This window comes from Mediterraneibacter gnavus ATCC 29149, assembly GCF_008121495.1.
In the GTDB taxonomy this organism is placed as follows: Bacteria; Bacillota; Clostridia; order Lachnospirales; family Lachnospiraceae; genus Mediterraneibacter; species Mediterraneibacter gnavus.
The window spans coordinates 427,990-446,922 of the sequence record NZ_CP043051.1; the positions used below are offsets into that span (position 1 = coordinate 427,990).

The 18,933-nt window shown below is 44.5% G+C and carries 19 protein-coding genes and 1 pseudogene; 4 read left to right on the plus strand and 16 right to left on the minus strand.

Features of this window, described 5'->3' with window-relative positions; translation table 11 throughout:
• Positions 1-46: 46 nt before the first annotated feature.
• The 14 genes from FXV78_RS02115 to FXV78_RS02180 all read right to left on the minus strand — a co-directional run bounded on the left by FXV78_RS02115 (position 47) and on the right by FXV78_RS02180 (position 15,236).
• The gene (locus FXV78_RS02115; RefSeq protein ID WP_004840129.1) at positions 47-724 is read right to left on the minus strand and encodes a WecB/TagA/CpsF family glycosyltransferase; all 678 of its coding nucleotides are present in this window, start codon (positions 722-724) and stop codon (positions 47-49) included.
• 110 nt (positions 725-834) lie between these two features.
• On the minus strand, positions 835-2,430 hold the full coding sequence (locus FXV78_RS02120; RefSeq protein ID WP_004840127.1) for a xylulokinase: 1,596 nt from the start codon (positions 2,428-2,430) through the stop codon (positions 835-837).
• A 228-nt stretch (positions 2,431-2,658) separates the two neighbouring features.
• Positions 2,659-2,859 carry a small, acid-soluble spore protein, alpha/beta type gene (locus FXV78_RS02125; RefSeq protein WP_004840125.1) on the minus strand — a complete coding sequence of 67 codons (201 nt, stop codon included), beginning with the start codon at positions 2,857-2,859 and terminating at the stop codon, positions 2,659-2,661.
• A gap of 59 nt (positions 2,860-2,918) precedes the next feature.
• Positions 2,919-3,110, minus strand: coding sequence for a PspC domain-containing protein (locus FXV78_RS02130; RefSeq protein WP_004840124.1), 192 nt, complete (start codon positions 3,108-3,110; stop codon positions 2,919-2,921).
• A gap of 4 nt (positions 3,111-3,114) precedes the next feature.
• Positions 3,115-3,990, minus strand: coding sequence for a DUF4097 family beta strand repeat-containing protein (locus tag FXV78_RS02135; RefSeq protein ID WP_004840123.1), 876 nt, complete (start codon positions 3,988-3,990; stop codon positions 3,115-3,117).
• Positions 3,991-4,707, minus strand: a complete 717-nt coding sequence (locus tag FXV78_RS02140; RefSeq protein ID WP_004840122.1) for a DUF1700 domain-containing protein — start codon at positions 4,705-4,707, stop codon at positions 3,991-3,993.
• Positions 4,704-5,027 carry a PadR family transcriptional regulator gene (locus FXV78_RS02145; protein ID WP_004840121.1) on the minus strand — a complete coding sequence of 108 codons (324 nt, stop codon included), beginning with the start codon at positions 5,025-5,027 and terminating at the stop codon, positions 4,704-4,706. The genes FXV78_RS02140 and FXV78_RS02145 overlap by 4 nt, the downstream gene beginning before the upstream one ends.
• Positions 5,028-5,196: 169 nt before the next feature.
• On the minus strand, positions 5,197-5,463 hold the full coding sequence (locus tag FXV78_RS02150) for a DUF1294 domain-containing protein (protein ID WP_004840120.1): 267 nt from the start codon (positions 5,461-5,463) through the stop codon (positions 5,197-5,199).
• The gene (gene addA, locus FXV78_RS02155) at positions 5,464-9,048 is read right to left on the minus strand and encodes a helicase-exonuclease AddAB subunit AddA (protein WP_004840119.1); all 3,585 of its coding nucleotides are present in this window, start codon (positions 9,046-9,048) and stop codon (positions 5,464-5,466) included.
• Positions 9,045-12,395 carry a PD-(D/E)XK nuclease family protein gene (locus tag FXV78_RS02160; protein WP_004840118.1) on the minus strand — a complete coding sequence of 1,117 codons (3,351 nt, stop codon included), beginning with the start codon at positions 12,393-12,395 and terminating at the stop codon, positions 9,045-9,047. The genes addA and FXV78_RS02160 overlap by 4 nt, the downstream gene beginning before the upstream one ends.
• Before the next feature lie 154 nt (positions 12,396-12,549).
• Positions 12,550-13,143 (minus strand): 4Fe-4S binding protein, encoded by a 594-nt coding sequence (locus tag FXV78_RS02165; protein WP_004840117.1) that lies wholly within the window; start codon positions 13,141-13,143, stop codon positions 12,550-12,552.
• On the minus strand, positions 13,140-13,352 hold the full coding sequence (locus tag FXV78_RS02170; protein ID WP_004840116.1) for a 4Fe-4S binding protein: 213 nt from the start codon (positions 13,350-13,352) through the stop codon (positions 13,140-13,142). Before FXV78_RS02170 ends, FXV78_RS02165 begins: the two co-directional genes overlap by 4 nt.
• Before the next feature lie 138 nt (positions 13,353-13,490).
• Entirely contained in the window at positions 13,491-14,303 is an 813-nt protein-coding gene (locus tag FXV78_RS02175) for an alpha/beta hydrolase (RefSeq protein WP_004840115.1), read from the minus strand.
• Between the two features lie 93 nt (positions 14,304-14,396).
• Positions 14,397-15,236 (minus strand): aldo/keto reductase, encoded by an 840-nt coding sequence (locus tag FXV78_RS02180; protein WP_004840114.1) that lies wholly within the window; start codon positions 15,234-15,236, stop codon positions 14,397-14,399.
• Positions 15,237-15,383: 147 nt separating this feature from the next.
• Between FXV78_RS02180 and FXV78_RS02185 the strand changes: the two genes are divergently transcribed.
• The 4 genes and pseudogenes from FXV78_RS02185 to FXV78_RS18755 all read left to right on the plus strand — a co-directional run bounded on the left by FXV78_RS02185 (position 15,384) and on the right by FXV78_RS18755 (position 17,904).
• Positions 15,384-16,226, plus strand: a complete 843-nt coding sequence (locus FXV78_RS02185; RefSeq protein WP_004840113.1) for a LysR family transcriptional regulator — start codon at positions 15,384-15,386, stop codon at positions 16,224-16,226.
• A 4-nt stretch (positions 16,227-16,230) separates the two neighbouring features.
• Positions 16,231-17,118, plus strand: a complete 888-nt coding sequence (locus tag FXV78_RS02190) for a LysR family transcriptional regulator (RefSeq protein WP_004840112.1) — start codon at positions 16,231-16,233, stop codon at positions 17,116-17,118.
• 159 nt (positions 17,119-17,277) lie between these two features.
• Positions 17,278-17,580 (plus strand): flavodoxin, encoded by a 303-nt coding sequence (locus FXV78_RS02195; protein ID WP_243036053.1) that lies wholly within the window; start codon positions 17,278-17,280, stop codon positions 17,578-17,580.
• A gap of 28 nt (positions 17,581-17,608) precedes the next feature.
• Positions 17,609-17,904: pseudogene (locus FXV78_RS18755) on the plus strand (cupin domain-containing protein).
• Between the two features lie 92 nt (positions 17,905-17,996).
• On the opposite strand, the gene FXV78_RS17780 reads toward FXV78_RS18755, so the two are convergent.
• Positions 17,997-18,158 carry a hypothetical protein gene (locus tag FXV78_RS17780; RefSeq protein WP_009244895.1) on the minus strand — a complete coding sequence of 54 codons (162 nt, stop codon included), beginning with the start codon at positions 18,156-18,158 and terminating at the stop codon, positions 17,997-17,999.
• Between the two features lie 233 nt (positions 18,159-18,391).
• Entirely contained in the window at positions 18,392-18,829 is a 438-nt protein-coding gene (locus FXV78_RS02205) for a GNAT family N-acetyltransferase (RefSeq protein WP_004843459.1), read from the minus strand.
• Positions 18,830-18,933: the final 104 nt, after the last annotated feature.

Below are 18,933 nucleotides of genomic sequence, written 5' to 3' on the forward strand. Positions count from 1 at the left end.
AATTCATATTTATACGGCTATACATAGTATACAAACCGAAGCTTTTTTATTCTTCACTTCTCTGCTGCCGTCCCACCTGGTAACGGAACACTTTCCTGCGCAGAAATCTCTGAAGCTTTCCTTTTTTCTGCTTTTTCATATAGATTTCTTTCAGAACGCTCCCGCACCCAAACCACACTCTTGCATTTAACAATGCGCTGTTCCTCTGTATCAAAAGCTCCTGCTCCGGTGATGGAAGCAGGGAAAAAATGCAATCTGTCTCAGCACCATTGACCGCATTGATCACCTGCTCTATTCCCGCACCATCCGGCGGCAGAACGCCTCTTCCTGCCAGGATCAGCTTTCTGTCATGTTCCCGGATCGCGGATTCCATCTCTAAAAGCTCTGTTTCTGACTGTGCCACAAGAAATACACGCTTTTTGTTTCTCTGTATATAGCGGAGAAACATCTTTAAAAACACCTGTCCCGCCGTATCACGCAGCAGCGTCTTTTCTCTGACTCCTGCCGCCTCCAGAATCTCCGTCTCTCCCGGCAGCACCAGATTCAGTGATTCCACTGCTTCTTTCCAGCCCGGCATATCTTTCCCTTTCAGCAGCATGTCCATCGTGATGATCTCAACTGTGTTAATGGAATCACTTTCCATATACTGCACCACTTTCTGCATCGCTGCTTTTGCACTCGTCTGATAGAGTTCTATATTCAAGATATTGATCTTCTCATTCATCTGTCTCACCTGTACTTTTTTCCCAGTCGTAAAATTGTATCAAAAACAAGAAGATTTGTAAAGTATTTTATTCTCTTTGACGATACCAGGCACCTGATTGTGTTCTTCATTTACATGTTTTCCACTGCTGCGCGTTCGATCGAAAGCCCTTTCGTATAACGCTCCATAAAGCTTCGGTAACCTGCGACACCTTCCTCTTCTGGATTCAAAACGGAAATCTCGCTGTCTTGAAACACTGCTTCTGCCAGATACTGATCCAGTGTTCTTCCGTTTTTTTCCTGCATAAAGGCTGCCAGAAGCGCAATTCCCCATGCACCGCCTTCTCCTGCGGTCTCCATCACTGCCACCGGAATCTCCATGGCATCGGCCATGATCTGCTGTCCTGCCCCTTTTGTCTTAAACAGTCCTCCGTGTCCCATGATCCTGTCTGACTGTACGCCTTCTTCTCTCTTTAAAATGTCCATTCCTGTTTTAAGTGCTCCAAGTGCTGTATACAAATTGACACGCATAAAATTTGCCAGATTAAACCTGGAATCCGGTGTACGTACAAACATTGGCCTTCCCTCTTCAAATCCCGTAATATGTTCTCCGGATAAGTATCCGTAGGAAAGCAGTCCGCCTCCGTCTGCCTCTCCCTCCATTGCCTTTCTGTAAAGAGTTCCGTACAGTTGGTTTCTGTCCACATCCATCCCCATCGTCTCCAGAAACTCTGCAAACAGACCGACCCACGCATTCAGATCCGATGTGCAGTTATTGCAGTGGACCATGGCGACCGGATCTCCGGCCGGTGTTGTTACCATGTCGATCTCACGATGAACACCTTTCAATTCGTTTTCCAGTACAAGCATGGCAAACACAGACGTTCCTGCAGATACATTTCCGGTGCGCACTGTCACACTGTTCGTTGCAGTCATTCCGGTTCCGGCATCTCCCTCCGGCGGACACATCGGGATTCCCCCTTTCAATGTGCCGGACTCATCAAGAAGTCTTGCACCAGCTTCTGTTAAAGTTCCCGCCTTTTCTCCTGCGCACAGCACTTTCGGAAGGATCTCTTCTATCTTCCACGGATATTCATTCTCCCGGATCAATTCATCAAACTGTGACAGCATCTTTGGATGATAGTCCCTGATGGAAGAGTCGATTGGAAACATTCCTGCCGCATCTCCGATTCCAAGTACTCTCTCTCCGGTCAGTTTCCAGTGAAGATATCCGCTCAGCGTGGTGATAAAACGAACTTTTGAAACATGCGGCTCCTGATTTAAGATTGCCTGGTACAGATGGGCAATACTCCATCGCTGCGGAATATTGTACTGAAACACATCGGTAAGTTCATCCGCTGCCCCTTGCGTGATCGTATTTCTCCAGGTACGAAATGGCACCAGAAGTTCTCCATTTTCATCAAATGCCAGATAGCCATGCATCATCGCGCTAATCCCGATTGCTTTTGTCCCCTCCAGTTCCACTCCATAACGGGAACCAACCTCTTCTCTCAGACTGCGATAGCACTCTTTAAGTCCTCTCCAGATCATATCCAGATGATAGGTCCAGATTCCATCCTCATACTGATTCTCCCAGTCATAGCTTCCTGATGCGATCGGTGTATGGTCTGCTCCTGTCAGGACCGCCTTGATCCTTGTGGAACCAAATTCAATTCCAATATATGTCTCTTTGTTTCTGATCTGCTCTGCAAAGTTACTTTTTCCCATTGCTTTTTCTCCTCCTGCCTGAATTCTCGTTCTATATGGTTAATCTCATACTGTTCTCACTATATAACAATTTTTCTTCAAATACAACTTGGCGTATTTCCTAAATATTCCCTTTGATTTTTGATAAAAAGTTACTGTTCACAGTCACTTTTTGTCAAAAATATAAAAAGAGACTCTGTCTTTCTCAAACAAAAACAAAGCCTCTCTTTTTTCCTTTCACACTCTGACTCAGGCAGGATCTTCCGCAGATTTCCGGCGTCTCCTGGTCATCAGACCACCGATACGCCCGGTTTCCTTTGAAGACAAAGATTTCCATCCTTCCTCCAAAACCTGGTCCAAAAGTCCCAGTTCTTCTGCAATTTCATATTTCATCCTGTCTTTTTCTTCCATTGACGGAATCTCTTCGCGAGTGATCTTTTTCTGTTTCATATTCAGAGCATCTCCTTCCTTTTCCAGAAGTATTGCCCCAAATATCTGATTTCATTCGCCTATTTCTGATCCGGCATGATCACTGACGCAATAAAATATGCCAAAAGACCGGTTCCAACACTGGCGCAGATAAACAAAACCATTCCAAGCCGGATCAAAACCGGATCCACGTTGAAATATTCCGCGATTCCTCCGCACACTCCACACAATACTCTGTTTTCTCTTGAACGATATAATCTTTTCGGTTCCATATTCTTACTCTCCTTTCGCAAATGCAATATTGACGGTTCCCATACCACACTCGATGTCCATTTCTTTTCCGGCATGATTGTTGATATTCTGGTTTCCTGCCGGCTTCGTAAATTCATCATCTCCAATCTGAATGCTTCCCATACCACAACTGACACTATAATTATAATCGGTCATTTTTCCGCTATCCTGAAACTCAATGGTTCCGATCCCACATTCGAGATCCAGATCACTGTTCACGCTTCCTTGCAGCGAGATCGATCCGGTTCCTGCTGAGGCACTCACTTCCCCTGCTTCAAATCCCTGAATATCCGCTGTCCCGGTCCCTATGGAAATATCCAACTCTCCGGTCCTGATATCACACATGTACAGCGTACCGGTTCCTAGGGATGTGGAAATCCCCTCCAGATTGTCCGGAACGTGAATAATCAGCTCTCCTGCGTTGTTTTTTCCGATATTCTTCCAAAGCCTGGTATCCTGGGCACGAATCTCCAGAGTATCTTCATCTCTGTAAATCGAAAGATCCTCTAAAAGCTGCGGATCCATATTTCGGGTCGAAACCTCGATCTGATTGGAATCTGATCGTTCCATGATCAGTTCTACATAAGAAAGTTCGATATCCAGTTCGCTGATTCCTTCCAAATCTTCTGTTATCTCCGGTGAAACTTCTTCGTCGATATAATCCAGTTCTTCATCCATCTCCTCCGGTTCTGAATACTTCTGTGACCACCAGTGATCGTTTTCCAGATACTGCATCCCACGCCTTCCATATTCCTGAAGATCCCGTACTCCTCCGAGAACAGTACCTGCCACTGACAGGACAACTCCGATCCCTGCACAGATTCCACAGCTGATCAGTAGAATTTTCCAACCTTTTTTCATCTATTCAGACACCGCCTTTCTGTGAAACGGCTTCCGGCACAGTTTCACGATAAACCGAAACATCGCCGGATACATTACAATGCAAAGCTTTCCGGTAAATAATGTTGCCAGTACTCCAAGCGCGATCAGGATCAATCCAATCCCTGCCATCAAAAGTACTGCAGGTACTGAATGAATGGCGATTCCTACGCCGATCCCTGTCACCGCGACTACAAATCCGGCAAGTACGACTGCCAGCGATGCAATCACCAGTGCTGCAAAAAAGCAAACTGCTGCGATCAGAAGCCCGGCAATCACACCAAAAATTCCCACACCGACCGGAATCACAACCGGACATACGATCAACGCAATCAGTACGATCAGTGCGATCTTTACCAGTTTGTCGTTCCTGCCTTGCGATGCCTCATAAGAGTACTCTCCTGTCTGTCCACTCTGGTAGGAATAACCTTTTCTTTGCGGCACCTCTTTCTTCGATGCCCACTCCTGCTCATATCCATTCTCTGTAAACTCACCGTCATTTCCCGTATGCTTTAAATCATTCTTGATCATAGCTGCCACACGCTGCGGACTCTCCAGCTCCCGGATCACTTCTGCCTCGTTGTCTGCTCCTGCATCATCAAAATAGTCTTCATAGTACTGCAGGGCTTCTTCTCTTTCGTCTGCCGGAATATCCCCTAACAGCGCTTTTAGTTTTGCCATAAATTCTTCTCGGTTCATCCCGTCACTCCTCCCTCAAAAATTTCCTGGATCTTTCTGGAATAATTCTTCCACTCTACCTGGTACAGGTTCAACTGTGCCATTCCCTTTTCTGTCACTTTATAATATCTCCGGTTCCGCCCATCGTACTGACGGTCATATACTTCCAGACATTCATCTTTCTGCAATCGTCTCAACACCGGATACAACGTAGACTCTGATACATTGATTGCACTGCGCACATCCTGTGTGATCTTATAGCCATACGTGCCTTCACTCTCATGCGAGACGACCGCCAGTACGATCGCATCTAAAAGCGCAGCTCCTGTATTAAATACCATCCAACCGCTCCTTCCTATGCTGTTTTCTCTTTAATACTGTTCTTATGCCTATATTATATTTTGTATAATATAGATTGTCAATATAATATTGTTTAAGATTTTCTAAAGAACTCTTTCTATTTTCTAAACGTAAAGAAGCAGCAGAACAATCTGTGTCTGCTGCTTGTCACTACCTCTGCCAGATCCAGAGCCCAACACCAATCTGCACGAGTAAAATCAGTGGAACCCCCAGATAAAACAACGGTTTCCTTATCTTATGATGAAATACAAACATTCCGGCCAGTGCTCCCGGAGAGCCTCCCGCTGCCGCAAAAAGAAGCAGTGTCTTTTCCGGAATCCTCCACCTGCCTTTTACTGCTTTCCATTTATCGATCCCGAACACCAGAAATGCCGCCACATTGGCTGCCAGTAAATAAATCAGTACATAACTTTCCATTTAAACGTTGATTTCCTTTCCAAGAGCAAATGAATAAATGATCTTTTCTTTGACTGCCTTTCCTGTAATCTGTGACAGGGCGCGGGCATAGTATGTAAGCTGTGACTGGTATCTCCGAACAAGTTCATCGGCCGTTCTTACCCGGTCTGTCTTATAGTCTAAGACTACAAGTCCGTCTTCCTCTTCAAAATACACATCTATGATTCCCTGCACCAGAAGCTGTGCTCTGCATTCTGTATCCGGATAAATTTCTCCTGAATCCACCCCCAGCACAAAGGGCTGCTCTTTGTACAACTGTTTTTTCTTTGCCGCCTGATGCATCCGTTTCCCGCTTTCACATTGCAGAAACTTCAGGAAATCTTCCGTTTTTACAGCCTCTGCGATCTCCGGACTGATCCTTCCTTCTGTCTGAAGATGTTTCAAATGTTCCTCCAGACTTTCTCTGGTATATTCTTTTTCAAAATCAAGAAGCTCCAGAAATTTGTGGTACGCGGTTCCTCTGACTGCTCCGGATGCCGCTTCTTCCGCTCCTAAAAATCTCGGAACAAGAGGCACTGCTTCCGGTTCCTGATATAATACCTCTCCTGCCTCCTCTTCCATGTAGGCCCGTTTTTTAAGTTCTGAAACTGTAAATTTCATCTGAAAACGCTGTTCTTCCGCAAACGGATATGCAAAGTCCAACTGTCTTTTCAGCTCTTCCCGGTATCCGGCATCATGAATCTGATTTGTATCCCAGTTTTCCAGTACATTTCGAGTCAGTTCATCCGCCGCTTCCCAGGCTCCCTCCATCTGAGCCGCGCCCAGACTGTCAACAACGGTAATTCCGATCGAACTTTCTGCCGGGGATGCCGCAGGAAGCAGCCAGTCCAGATACGAATTCGCAGAAAGAACTTCATATGGAAGAAATGCTGTTTTTTCCCTTGTGGAAAGTGTTTCCAGCTTTGTCCGTGCATCTTTGCACACTCCCGTCAGAATGAGCTTTTCCTTTGCTCTTGTCATTGCCACATAGAGCACCCGCATCTCTTCCCCTAAGTTTTCCACTGCCACCTGTTTCTGGATTACTTTTTTTAACAGTGTCGGAGCCTTTGTTCTCTTTTTCAGATCAATCACATCCATTCCCACACCAAGCTCCGGATGGATTACAATACTGCCCTTCACATCCTGCGTATTGAAAAGTTTTCCCATACCTGCCACGATCACAATTGGAAATTCCAGCCCCTTGCTTTTGTGGATACTCATGATACGGACTGTATCCGCCTGTTCATCTGCAAGATTCGCCTCTCCATAATCCACATTATATTTTTTGAGCTGTTCAATATACCGCACAAAATTGAACAGTCCCTTATAGCTGGTTCCTTCATAGGCTGCTGCCTTTGCGACCAGCATCTGTACATTTGCCATTCGCTGTGCACCACCCGGCATCGCCGAAATACACATACCGTACCCCGTTTTTTCTATAATCTCCCACAACAGATCATGCATCGCTGTATATGGAAGCATATCCCGGAATTCCGACACCCGGCAAAGGAAGTTTTTCAGTTTTTGCTGCAGGATTGGTTCCTTCTCCTTTTCATCATCAGACGCATAGGCGTGAACCGCTTCATAGAAAAAGAGTTCCGGATACGTACTTCTTATCTTTGCCAGTTCTCTCGCATCCAGCCCCGCAAACGGTGACGTAAGTACTGCCGCCAGCGGCAGGTCCTGACGCTCATTGTCCAGAATCTGCAGATAATCCAGAAGAACACTGACTTCATACGTTTCAAAATATCCTTCTCTGCTTCCCACATGTGCAGAAATTCCTTCTTCTGCCAGAACCTGAGCAAACACATCTGCCCAGCCTTTGATGCTTCTCGTCAGGATCACAATATCTTTATATTGTACCGGACGGTATTCCTTTGTCTTTTTATCCACCACCTGCCCCTGTAAAAGCAAGAGTTTGATGCGGTCTGCCACTGCCCGGGCTTCCAGACGGCGTGCATTGTCCTCTTCTTCCAGCTCCTGTGCATCTACTAAAAGAAGCTCTGCCCGATTTGCCGATACTCCGTTTTGCTCCCTGCTCTTTGGATAATCAGCTCCCGGATAAAGTGCCGCACGGGCATCATACTCCACACCGCCCACACTTTTGTGCATAATCTGCTCAAACACGTAGTTCGTGGCATCCAGCACCTCCTTGCGGCTTCGGAAATTCCGGTCCAGATCGATTCGCTGCTTCTCGCTGTCTGCCTGGCTGTATGTATCATATTTTTCCATAAACAGTTCCGGTCTGGAGAGGCGGAAACGGTAAATACTCTGTTTGACATCTCCTACCATAAACACATTGTAACTTCCGCGGCTCACAGTAGACACACTGGTCAGAATCGCTTCCTGGATCAGGTTGCTGTCCTGATACTCGTCGATCATCACTTCCTCAAACTGCTCCTGATATTCTCTCGCCACAGCAGATGGTACCAGACTTCCGTCTTTTTCTTCTGTCAGAATCTGCAGGGCAAACTGCTCCATGTCCTGAAAATCAATCACATTGCGGCTTCTCTTTTTCTCTGCAAACAGCCTTGCAAAGGTTGTCACAAGAAAGACCAGTTCTTCCATGGTACTTCCTGTATTTCGCAAATCTTCTGCCAGTTCCTCGGGCGTTTCGTAAAAACAGGTTTCCTGCAGATCTTTTACCATCTTCTTGGCTTTTTCCCGCAGCATCTTCACTGCTTCTTTCTTCTCTGGATCAATCGTCTCATCCTTTTTGGCAGAAAGCCGCTTCCATGCAATCTGATTGATCTTCCCGTAAAATGCTTCAAACGTCTCTGCCTTTTCCATAGTCTCGATCATCATAAGATCCGCTTCCAACGCCTCTGCATACAGATACGGTCCGTCAGACTCCTCACAGATATGCAGCGCCTCATTCAGCAGAATCCTTGCCCCCTGCAGGTTCTGACGGATACTTTCGATCAGGATCTGTACAAATCCAGCGTCAGAAAAATGTTCGTTTTCCACCTGATAATTGTCCACACACGCATTCAGCCACTTTTCCGGCTGTGGATAGCTGCCCGCATATTCGTATAACTGCAGGATCACTTCTTCCAGCTGCCTGTCACTTCTCCCCGTAGAAAATTTCTCTGCAAATTCCAGAAAAGCCTCCGTTCCCTCATCATAGCAGGACTCCAGCATTTCCTCCAGAACATCCTGACGCAGTAATTTCAACTCCCCTTCTTCTGCGATCCGAAATCCCGGATCCAGATTAATGGCATGAAAATGCTCCCTTATCACAGACAGGCAAAAACTGTGGATTGTTGTGATCCGGGCGCTGTGGATGAGCGTTGCCTGCCTCTGTAAATGCACATTTCCCGGTGTGTCTTCCAGGGCATTTTCAATGGCATCCCGGATTCGCTCTTTCATTTCCGCTGCTGCCGCTTCGGTAAATGTCACGATCAAGAGCCTGTCTACATCCAGCGGATCCCTCTCATCCAACAGTCTCTGAATGATCCGCTCTACCAGAACCGCCGTTTTTCCGGAACCGGCCGCTGCGGAGACCAGAATATTCCTGTTTCTTAATTCAATGACCTTTTTCTGATCTTCTGTCCACTGTACACTCATGACGGTTCCTCCCTGTTTTCGATTTCTTCTTCCATCCGGCGGATGACTTCTTCTTTCGAGTACTTTTCCAGACTCCGGTACGCATAACCGTCCAGTCTTGGATCAAACCCGCAGATATCCCGGTATGCACAGTAGTCACACCCTGTACTTCCATTCAACTCATATGGATTTGCCTGTACTTCTCCTGCATAGATCTGCCGCTTCACCTGAGCTTCTTTTTTCTTTGTATAGGAAAGCATGGCAGCAAACGCCTCCGGAGGCAGTACTTTGGAATACCGGTTGAGACTTCCGTCCTTATTTTTCCCGATCGGGTTGAGAACCGATGTCCCCGAAAGCTGATGCTCCAGATGCTCGATCACCTCTTCCTTCGCATTGATCATTCCATCCAGCCTGAGCTCTTTTAAAATCTTCTCCTCCAGTGCATGATCATCTTTTTCTCTGTCCACGATCGGGTCTTTGATCCGATAATAAAAGATACCGGCAGGCTCTACTGTTTTCCCCGGCGCACGTCGTTCTTCCAGCTCCAGTGCCGCATTCAGATACACCGGAAGCTGCATCTGCAGCCCGTGATACAATGCCACAATATCAAAACTCTTCATTCCGGTCTTGTAGTCTGTCACTTTCACGTAAACCACATCTTCATCCTCGCAGGTATCGATCCGGTCGATCTTTCCGCTTCCGAAATTCATTTCATATCCGCTCGGTTCAAAATCCCCTTTTTCCATCTGCCTGGTCAGCGCCCACACCGAACGACGGATCAGCTGTTTGATGCGCACGATCATATACTCATTGCGGGCAGTACTGTAGAGTACCGTATTTCCGTAGTCTTTGATACTTTCCTCCACACTCTCCTCGATCATGGCATCTCTCTGCACCTCTTCCAGTTTCGGCCACGGCATCCGCTTTTCCTGCGCCTTTCTTGCAAACCGCTCCATGGACTGATGGGCAATATTTCCCAGATCCATCGCCTCAAACTCATATCGCTCCCGATCCGAAAGATGCAGTCCATAAGTCAGAAAATGCGCATAGGCACAGGCCGAGAACCGCTCCATCCTTGTAACACTGAACTGCTTTTTCTCCCCGTATAATTCTGCTGCTTCTTCTCCTGTAAGCGCATCCGGTTTCTTTTTGAAAAATCCTGCATCCAGAATTCTGTCCACTTTCTGCCCTTCATTCTGCCGATACCAGGTATAGAGTTCTTTCCAGGATTCATCCACACCCAGATACCGGTCCCGAACTCCGCGGATCACAAATTCCAGCCCTTCTCCCAGAGTCAGCTCCCTCTGTGTCATGAGAAGCGCCTCTTCTTCTGTAACAACAAGCTTCGGAAACAGTTTTTTCAAATCCCAGACCAGATACGCCGGACGCAATGTTTTTCCGTCAGACGAAACCTTACTATATGAAATATGAAGAAACTCTTCCGGTTTGGTCAGATTCATATACAGATAAAATTTCTGAATATACGTCTTTTCTTTTGCGCCCGGAGAAAGTGCCTGCTTTTCTTTCTGAAACCATTCCCGGTCCCGTTCGGTAAGCAGTCCTCCCTGCCCCATATTTCCCGGAAGCAGGGTATCATTCGCCCCCACAAAAAACAGGGCTTTCAGATTGCTTTTCAGACGGGTTCTCTGCACATCTCCAATCACAACCTGATCCATACCCGGCGGGATCACACCGACTTTTGCCTCTTCCAGTCCTGCATCCAGAAGCTCACAGTACTCTTTCAGAGAAATCCCCTCGTCTCCCAAAAGTTCTGCAAATTTGTCAAACAATTCCAACACAATACGATAGATCTGTGCGTACTCTTTCGCCAGTGCCAGCTCTTTCTTTTCCGCAAAACAGTTTTCCATCACTTTCAGCTTCTGCTGAATCTGATTTTCCACAAAGAAGCGATACACTGCTTCACAAATATCACGCACTGTCTTTTTTCGCTGTTTCAAAACAAAAACCAGTGACTGTGTCATCTCTACAAACCGGACCCGCAGACCATTTAGTACTGCCAGCTCTTCTTCATCAGCCGAACTTGTCTTTCTCGCCCAGACTGCCTGCCATTTTTTATAGCCTCTTAAGCCCACTGCTACCACATAATTTTCCAGACGATCGATCTCATCTCTTGTAAATTCCGTAAATCCGGTCCTTAGAAAACGGAACACACTCTCATAGGAAAAGTCCTGCTCCACCATGGACAGGACACTCCTCACATATTCTACAAATGCATTCAAAAGAATACTCTTTTTGTAGTCCATAAACACCGGAATCTGATACTCTGTGCATGCCCTCTCCAGATGATCTGCATATGTTCCCATATCACTGCAGATTACTGCGATATCCCGGTAGTGGTATCCTTTTTCCCGCACCAGTCTGCGGATCTTCTGTGCAGTCAGCTTTGCCTCCATATCCGGACTGCCCGCTGCATACACCGAAAGATGATCTGTTTCATCCGGATACTGTTTTCTGGAATAGCGGAACAACTCAGATTCCAGAAAGCCAAGCTCCGGATTGCTGCGAAACCGGTAAACCGGCTTGTCATACAAATAAATTGGATCGGCAATTTCTATTTTTCGCTCTCCCGCAATCTGTACCAGACCCGTCACCATCTGCTTACTGAGTGCAAACAACTGATACGGATGCGTATACCGAAACGCATCCTCCCTTCCATCCATCTCAACTGTTATTAAAACTTCTTTGCAAATGCTCATCAGCTCTCCAAGAAGCCGATTCTGCACTGGTGTAAATCCGGTAAATCCATCCAGTGCGATCACACTGTTTTTCAAAATCTCCGACTTTGCCACCATCTGACTGAGCACATCCAGCAGTTCTTCTTTTGTAATATATTTTTCTGCAAGAAACTGCTCGAACCCCTCGTATATCATGCGGATATCTGACAGCTTATAATATAGAAAACTTTCTTCATCCAGATTTTCCATAAGCACATCCAGCTCTTCGAATCCGACTCCATACTGTGTAAACTCAGAGATCACCGACTTGACCTCACTGATGTATCCCTGCTTTTTCAAGTTCCCTTTTAATACCATCAGATGATCTTCGTATTGTCCGGCGATTTTCCGAAGAATCAGATTCTTTCCTTCATCATCCAGAACCTGTCCTCTCGACTGTCCCACTTCCTCAAAAATGCGGTGTGCCATTCGTCCAAAACTTAAAACATCGATATTCATGATCCCGTGATTCGGGTGCAGTATACACAGATCCTGCTGCGTCTGCATCGTAAACTGTTCCGGCACGATGACCAGATAGTTTATTTCCGGATGTTTCATTGACTCCTGAATGATCTTTTCATATAAATAATGCGATTTTCCCGCACCTGAATTTCCTAAAATAAATTGAAGCATGCTGTGTCCTTTCTGGTGAGTTATAATACTTCTATTTTTTGCAACATCTCATCAAAACGATCCATCAATTCTTTATTCGGAATGGATACGTTTTCAACTCCTCTCCGATTCCATTACTTCATATTGTATCAAACATGCCTCACACCTGCCAGTCTCAATTTTTAAAATCAGACAGCGCTCTTTTATTTTTGCCTTTACAGATCAACTGTGTCATCGTTCCCATCGGACAGTATACACACCAGGAACGGGGCTTAAACAACAGCATCGTCACAAATCCAAGTAAGGTAGAAGTCAGCATCACACTGTAAAATCCAAATGCGAACTGCGCGATTCCCGGCGAAACATTCACGCCATGATACGCCCAGTTCCACGGAAGCTTCCAGGTCCATAACAAGGTAACTGCCTGATGCAGACTTTCTACTCCTGAAAACACAAGATACGTCGTCCACAGCATTTGAAAAAACATAGCAAAAAAGAAAATCAGAAATCCATAACGGAACGCTTTGCTTTTCATCCATTTAGGAACATCCTTCCTGCGGGATAACCCAAATCTGCCTCCGATCAGCTCAAACAGCTGTCCTCTTCCGCAATAACGATTGCAGTACCCCTTGTTCCCCTTCACAATTGCAATGATCAGCGGAATAAAAAAGCATAACAGTCCCAGCCACGCAAATAGAATCTGAAAAAATCCCAACACCAGATACATCAGAGAAGCAATCCACAAATAATCATACCAACTCTTTTTCATTCTGCCGCCTCCTGAATTGAAATAACCGTTGCCGGACACGCTTTTACACACTTTCCGCAGCCAACACATTTTTCCTGATCCACCACTGCCATCACTCCATGAAATATCTGAATTGCCGACATCGGACATACCTTGACACAGCATCCGCAGGCAACACAATCCCTTTCTTCCACATGGGCTTTTCTCTTTTTTCGTTTTACCTGATTCATAAGAATCCTCCTAAAAATAATATAGAGTCAGCAGACAAATTTGTTTTCTTTGTCTGCTGACTCTGTCATTATATAAGATACATATGTTGTTTTCTGTGATATTATCACGCAGGCTTCTACTGATACCACCTCATGGACTCATTCTTCCAGCCATTCGAAGGCTGTGTCAAACCATCCCGCCACATGTGGATTCAGATGTTCTCCTCTTACCTTCGTCTGTTCATTTGCAAGTGACAGCCCATGACATCCTCTGTGATACATATGGCACTCCGAATCTACTCCATGCCTCAACAATGCCTGGGCAAACAGTAATGCATTCTCTGCCGGAACCGTTCCGTCTGTATTCGTATGCCAGATAAATGTCCTCGGCGTCTGTTCTGTCACAAGATTCTGCGCACCTTGCCACGCTTCTTCAACACTGATTCTTCTCCGTATGTCATCCTCTTTCGGCCATCCTGCCCTGAAGTCGATCACGGGATAACACAAGATCATGGCTTGTACCTGCATTTGTTTCTGGCTGTATCCTGTCTTTTTTATAAACCAGTCCTGCTGATAAAATCCGCTGTAAAGCGCACACAGATTTCCGCCTGCCGAACATCCCAGGATCGTAATCTGCTCTCCGTCCACATTCCATACCTCCTGATGTTCCTTCACATATGCAACCGCTTTCGCAAGATCCATCTGCGGATATGGAAGAAGACCTTTCGTTTCATTCTCTTCCAGGACTGCATATTCCAGAATAAATGCCTGATACCCTCTTTTCAAAAATTCCAATGCGATCGGTTCGCTCTCTCTGTCTGACTGATATTCATATCCGCCACCCGGACAAATGATCACTGCCGGACGCCGACGCGCAGGGACTCCTTCCAGATTGTTCTGCACGTAGGTTGTCAGAATTGTATCCCTTGTTCCGTATCCACTGTTTCCAAGATTGATTTTTTCATGCAGCATAGGTATTTCTCTCCTTTTTTCTCTTCTGCAAACATTATAGACATATCTTTCTGTTTCTGACAACCATTTTTGTTATCCCCTCGGCCAAACTCTTTATAAAATAGACATGAACCACTCAACTGTCTTTGGATCATAGTGGGAGAAGAATAAGCTCTCACCGCCATCCAGTGCTTCAATTGCAGCCATATCCTCCGCGGTCAGTGTAAAATCAAACACATCGATGTTCTGTTTCATCCTTTCTTTGTGAACAGATTTCGGGATGACTACAACGTCACTCTGCAGTAGAAATCGAAGGGCAGTCTGCGCCGCTGTTTTCTCATATTTCTTTCCGATTTCTGTAAGAACAGGGTTTGTAAACAGTCCATTTTTACCTTCTGCAAATGGTCCCCATGACTCAATCTGGCAGCCATATTTCTGCATGTATTCTCTTGCAGTCTTCTGCTGCTGGAATACATGAGTTTCAACCTGATTGACCGCAGGCTTGATTTCTGAAAAATGTTCAAGATCAAGATATCTGTCCGGACCAAAATTGGATACACCTATGGCACGTATTTTTCCGGCTTTATAAAATTCTTCCATTGCACGATAAGTTCCATAATAATCGCCGAACGGCTGATGGATCAAAAGCAGATCCAGATAATCGGTACGCAGTTTTTTCAGAGACTCTTCAATAGAAGCTTTTGCTTTTTCATATCCTGCATTTGTAATCCATACTTTTGTTGTAAGGAAAAATTCTTCCCTCGGCAATCCACATTCAGCCAACGCGTCACCAACACCTGACTCATTTTGATATGCCTGTGCTGTATCGATGCTTCTGTATCCCGTTTCAATTGCATCAAGGACACATCTCTTCGTATCTTCCGGAGCTGTCTGATAGACACCATATCCTAATTTGGGCATTTTGATTCCGTTATTTAAAGTTACATATTCCATAAATAGTACCTCCTTTTATGAAAAGTATTTTTTCTTTACAAGTGATACTTTACTTGATAATACGAAAAATGTACAATATTTATATCGAAATCTGCTTTTCAGAAATCGAAAAGTGAATTTAATTTTTAAAAAATCCGAGGTGATAGTATGTTAGATCTGAATGAACTGGAACAGTTGATTGCTTTTGCAGATACGGGAACTTTGTCAAAGGTGGCAGAAGCATTCCATATTTCCACCCCGTCGGTTACCCGTTCTATGAAAAACATAGAAGAAGAATTTGGTGTTTTCCTGTTTCACCGGACCAAAAATCGAATTGAGTTAAATGAAACCGGAAAGGTTGCTGTAGAATGTGCCAGAAAGCTTTTGGAAGAAGCCGATCATGCAGTTCAAAGAGTAAGAACGTATGATGCCGAACTAAAGACAATTACTGTAAAATCCTGTGCGCCTGCGCCACTATGGAAGCTTCTTATGCAGTTAAACAGCCAATATCCGGAAATGACAATCTCTTCCGGTATATGCCAGAATGCCGAAGTTTTAGAAGCATTGCACCATCACAAATGCGAACTGGCGATCCTGCCTTTTCTGATTCATGACAAACACTTTGTTTCAAAAGAATATATGAAGGAAAAACTATTTGTCTGTGTCCCGAAGAATCATGAACTTGCAGGATATAAAAAGCTGTCATTTAAGGATATTAATGGCTTCAACTTTCTTCTGCGTTCAGAACTTGGGTTCTGGGATGCAATCTGCCGTAAAAAAATGCCTGCATCTAAATTTCTTGTACAGACGGATGAATTCACAATGAACGAACTGGTGAGATCCTCATCGCTGCCATGTTTTATAACAGATGTTGTAATGTCAGACAGGTTTACAGATACAGCCGGGAGAGTCGCGATTCCTGTGACTGATCCGGAAGTAAATGTGACATTTTACCTTGTAGTGAGAAAAGACAGTAAATATCAGGCTTTATTGCCAAAAATAAGGAGATGAGAATATGATCGAGACAAGACTTATGCAGTATTTTCTGGCAGTTGCAAAAGAACAGAATATCACAAAAGCAGCAAAAGTGCTGCACATCACACAGCCTACTTTAAGCCGGCAAATGGCTATGCTTGAAAAGGAAATAGGAGCCACACTTTTTATAAAGGGAAGCAGACCACTTTCTCTTACCAATGAAGGATATCTTTTAAGACGCCGGGCAGAAGAGGTTTTAGATCTTCTTGCAAAGACAGAAGCTGAAGTCAGCTGTGGTAAGGAAGAACTGGAAGGAACAGTGACCATTGGCTGCGGAGAAATTGCAGCAGTCCAATATCTGGCGAAAATTATTGAAAAATTTCACGAAATCCACCCCCTGGTTGTTTTTGATATCTATACGGCCAATGCAGATCAAATTCGCCAGCGGATGGATGAAGGACTGTCGGATATCGGGCTTTTACTGGAACCGTCAGACATCGAACAGTACGAATATATCCGCATGCCTGTGACGGAAAAATGGGCAGCAATTGTTCCATCATGTGTTCCGCTGGCGAAAAGAAACTCTGTCACAGCAGAAGAACTTGCAAAAGTCCCGGTCATTATGCCAAGCCGAAAAAAAGTGCACGCAGAGGTTGCAAACTGGTTCGGCAAACATTATGAGCATCTTAACATAGCTGCTGTGAGCAACTTAAGTACAAACTCCGCTCTTCTTGTTGAAGCAGGACTTGGTTATGCACTGACCATTGAAGGCGCACTGCCATTTCTTAAAGAATCCAGAATCCGCATGATACCGCTGTCGCCTGAACTGACTGCAACCTCTGTCCTTGCCTGGAAAAGACAGCTGCCTTTTTCTTCGGCAACAGAACATTTTCTGGAATTTTTCAGAAAGGAAGCCGAAGATCAATAAACGATCATGCTTTTTAAGCATGAACCTCATATAAAAAACAGGTATTCGACATATAAAAGCATCGACTTTATAATAACTATATCGGAGATCATCCGAAAAGAAAGAAGGTGCTTTAATACGCATGAAAACAATTATTATTTGGAAGTCGAAAGTGGCTTTATGCCAAAGATTCAACCATTGAACATCGATCTAACTGAGTATGATACCGTAATTCTTGGTGCACCCGTCTGGTGGTATGCCTTTGCTCCGGCAATGAAGACATTTCTGCATGATACTGATTTATCCGGAAAAACTGTCTATCCTTTTGCAACAAATGGAGGCTGGCTTGGCCATACTTTCCAAGATTTTGTAAAAGAATGTCCGGGGGCACAGGTCATGCAAGGCTGTAATATCCGTTTTAATGAAGATAAACTGCTCACACCAGAATCAGATATCATGACCTGGATCAAAAAAATACAATAATCGAAAGGAAGTTTCTAAAACGGAAAAAATTGTACAGACAGCAGGAAGAAATGCACTTGGCAAATTTGCGCCGGAATTTGCACATTACAATGATGATATTTTATTTGGAGAAAACTGGAATAAGAAGGCTGGTATCAGGAAGAAGGGCACGATCCCGTCAGCCTTGTTCCTGGAACGATAATCACGATTCCTGCCAATGTAAAGCACTGGCATGGTGCGAAAAAAGACAGTTGGTTCTCTCATCTGACATTTGAACCGACAGGGGAAGAAAGCTCAAATGAGTGGTGTGAACCGGTCAGTGATGACGAATATAACAGATTATGATATTGAAATATTCATTAAAGAGGATGCAGCTGCTACCCGCACTGTATCCTCTTTAAACTGTTGAGGACCGATTTCTTTCAGTCTGTTTTGTTTCAAAAACGCTGAAAGATTTCCAGCAATTCCGGATCTTCATAATGTTTTCCGCTGACCGCATTGTACAGATCGAGCAGATCTTTCCTGTCACTGTAGAGCATGGCAAAAATCCTCGATTTGTACAGTCTGTTTACGGGCTGCATCTGTGTTGTCTGGTTCATATAAATACCTCCTTGAATGAAAATAGCTGCAGGAGGCTTTCCAATACGGCATCTTTCTCTCAAACCTCTCTGCTGTTTTAGATTGAAATCAAAGCATAGAGATCTTCCGATATGCTATAAGAATAAAAGATGCGGTATCGTTCCGCTTAGAAAACCAGAATTTTATGCTTTTCTGCATTATAGCACGATTATCAGAAAAGAGAAAGGTAAAACTCTCTTTCGCACATTTTAAATTATACGTCCAGCTCCATCACGACATGCAGGATCCCCTCTTCATAGAAATCATCGGATATCGTTTTAAACCCGAATTTTTCATAAAACCCGACTGCATATTTCTGTGCATCCATGACAATTTTCTTACATTTCATATTTTCTTTGATCGCCTTTAAACTTTGTTCTAATAAGTCTCTTCCTGTGCCGTTTCCGTGTTGTAAAGTCAATACTCTCCCAATCCTGACAATATCCCCATCGTTTTCCTGATAAAACGCACGAAGATATGCAATCACTTTCTTATCTTCTGTAAAAAAGCAGTGCAGACTTTTATAATCAATGTCATCCATGTCCTGATAATTGATCTCTTGCTCCATAATAAAAATTTCTGCTCTTGCTTTTAATATTTCATATAATTCAATTGTTGTTAATTCCTGAAACTTTTTCACCGTTAATTTCATTTTTTCACCTGTTTCCTATAGAGTCTTTTCTATTATCTGTTTTTTTGTTCACAATCGCAATCTCTATTTTTGTAATTGTTCTACGTAGAAAAAGCAGCTGACTT

What these genes read in the sequence shown, in the direction of transcription:
- FXV78_RS02160 (WP_004840118.1), bottom strand. Translation starts at nt 12,395, where the DNA reads ATGCTTCAATTTATTTTAGGAAATTCAGGTGCGGGAAAATCGCATTAT.
- FXV78_RS02150 (WP_004840120.1), bottom strand. Translation starts at nt 5,463, where the DNA reads ATGGAAAGTTATGTACTGATTTATTTACTGGCAGCCAATGTGGCGGCA.
- FXV78_RS02190 (WP_004840112.1), top strand. Translation starts at nt 16,231, where the DNA reads ATGATCGAGACAAGACTTATGCAGTATTTTCTGGCAGTTGCAAAAGAA.
- FXV78_RS02130 (WP_004840124.1), bottom strand. Translation starts at nt 3,110, where the DNA reads ATGGAACCGAAAAGATTATATCGTTCAAGAGAAAACAGAGTATTGTGT.
- FXV78_RS17780 (WP_009244895.1), bottom strand. Translation starts at nt 18,158, where the DNA reads ATGAACCAGACAACACAGATGCAGCCCGTAAACAGACTGTACAAATCG.
- FXV78_RS02180 (WP_004840114.1), bottom strand. Translation starts at nt 15,236, where the DNA reads ATGGAATATGTAACTTTAAATAACGGAATCAAAATGCCCAAATTAGGA.
- FXV78_RS02175 (WP_004840115.1), bottom strand. Translation starts at nt 14,303, where the DNA reads ATGCTGCATGAAAAAATCAATCTTGGAAACAGTGGATACGGAACAAGG.
- FXV78_RS02120 (WP_004840127.1), bottom strand. Translation starts at nt 2,430, where the DNA reads ATGGGAAAAAGTAACTTTGCAGAGCAGATCAGAAACAAAGAGACATAT.
- FXV78_RS02115 (WP_004840129.1), bottom strand. Translation starts at nt 724, where the DNA reads ATGAATGAGAAGATCAATATCTTGAATATAGAACTCTATCAGACGAGT.
- FXV78_RS02165 (WP_004840117.1), bottom strand. Translation starts at nt 13,143, where the DNA reads ATGAAAAAGAGTTGGTATGATTATTTGTGGATTGCTTCTCTGATGTAT.
- FXV78_RS02195 (WP_243036053.1), top strand. Translation starts at nt 17,278, where the DNA reads ATGCCAAAGATTCAACCATTGAACATCGATCTAACTGAGTATGATACC.
- FXV78_RS02145 (WP_004840121.1), bottom strand. Translation starts at nt 5,027, where the DNA reads ATGGTATTTAATACAGGAGCTGCGCTTTTAGATGCGATCGTACTGGCG.
- FXV78_RS02170 (WP_004840116.1), bottom strand. Translation starts at nt 13,352, where the DNA reads ATGAATCAGGTAAAACGAAAAAAGAGAAAAGCCCATGTGGAAGAAAGG.
- FXV78_RS02125 (WP_004840125.1), bottom strand. Translation starts at nt 2,859, where the DNA reads ATGAAACAGAAAAAGATCACTCGCGAAGAGATTCCGTCAATGGAAGAA.
- FXV78_RS02205 (WP_004843459.1), bottom strand. Translation starts at nt 18,829, where the DNA reads ATGAAATTAACGGTGAAAAAGTTTCAGGAATTAACAACAATTGAATTA.
- FXV78_RS02185 (WP_004840113.1), top strand. Translation starts at nt 15,384, where the DNA reads ATGTTAGATCTGAATGAACTGGAACAGTTGATTGCTTTTGCAGATACG.
- FXV78_RS02135 (WP_004840123.1), bottom strand. Translation starts at nt 3,990, where the DNA reads ATGAAAAAAGGTTGGAAAATTCTACTGATCAGCTGTGGAATCTGTGCA.
- addA (WP_004840119.1), bottom strand. Translation starts at nt 9,048, where the DNA reads ATGAGTGTACAGTGGACAGAAGATCAGAAAAAGGTCATTGAATTAAGA.
- FXV78_RS02140 (WP_004840122.1), bottom strand. Translation starts at nt 4,707, where the DNA reads ATGAACCGAGAAGAATTTATGGCAAAACTAAAAGCGCTGTTAGGGGAT.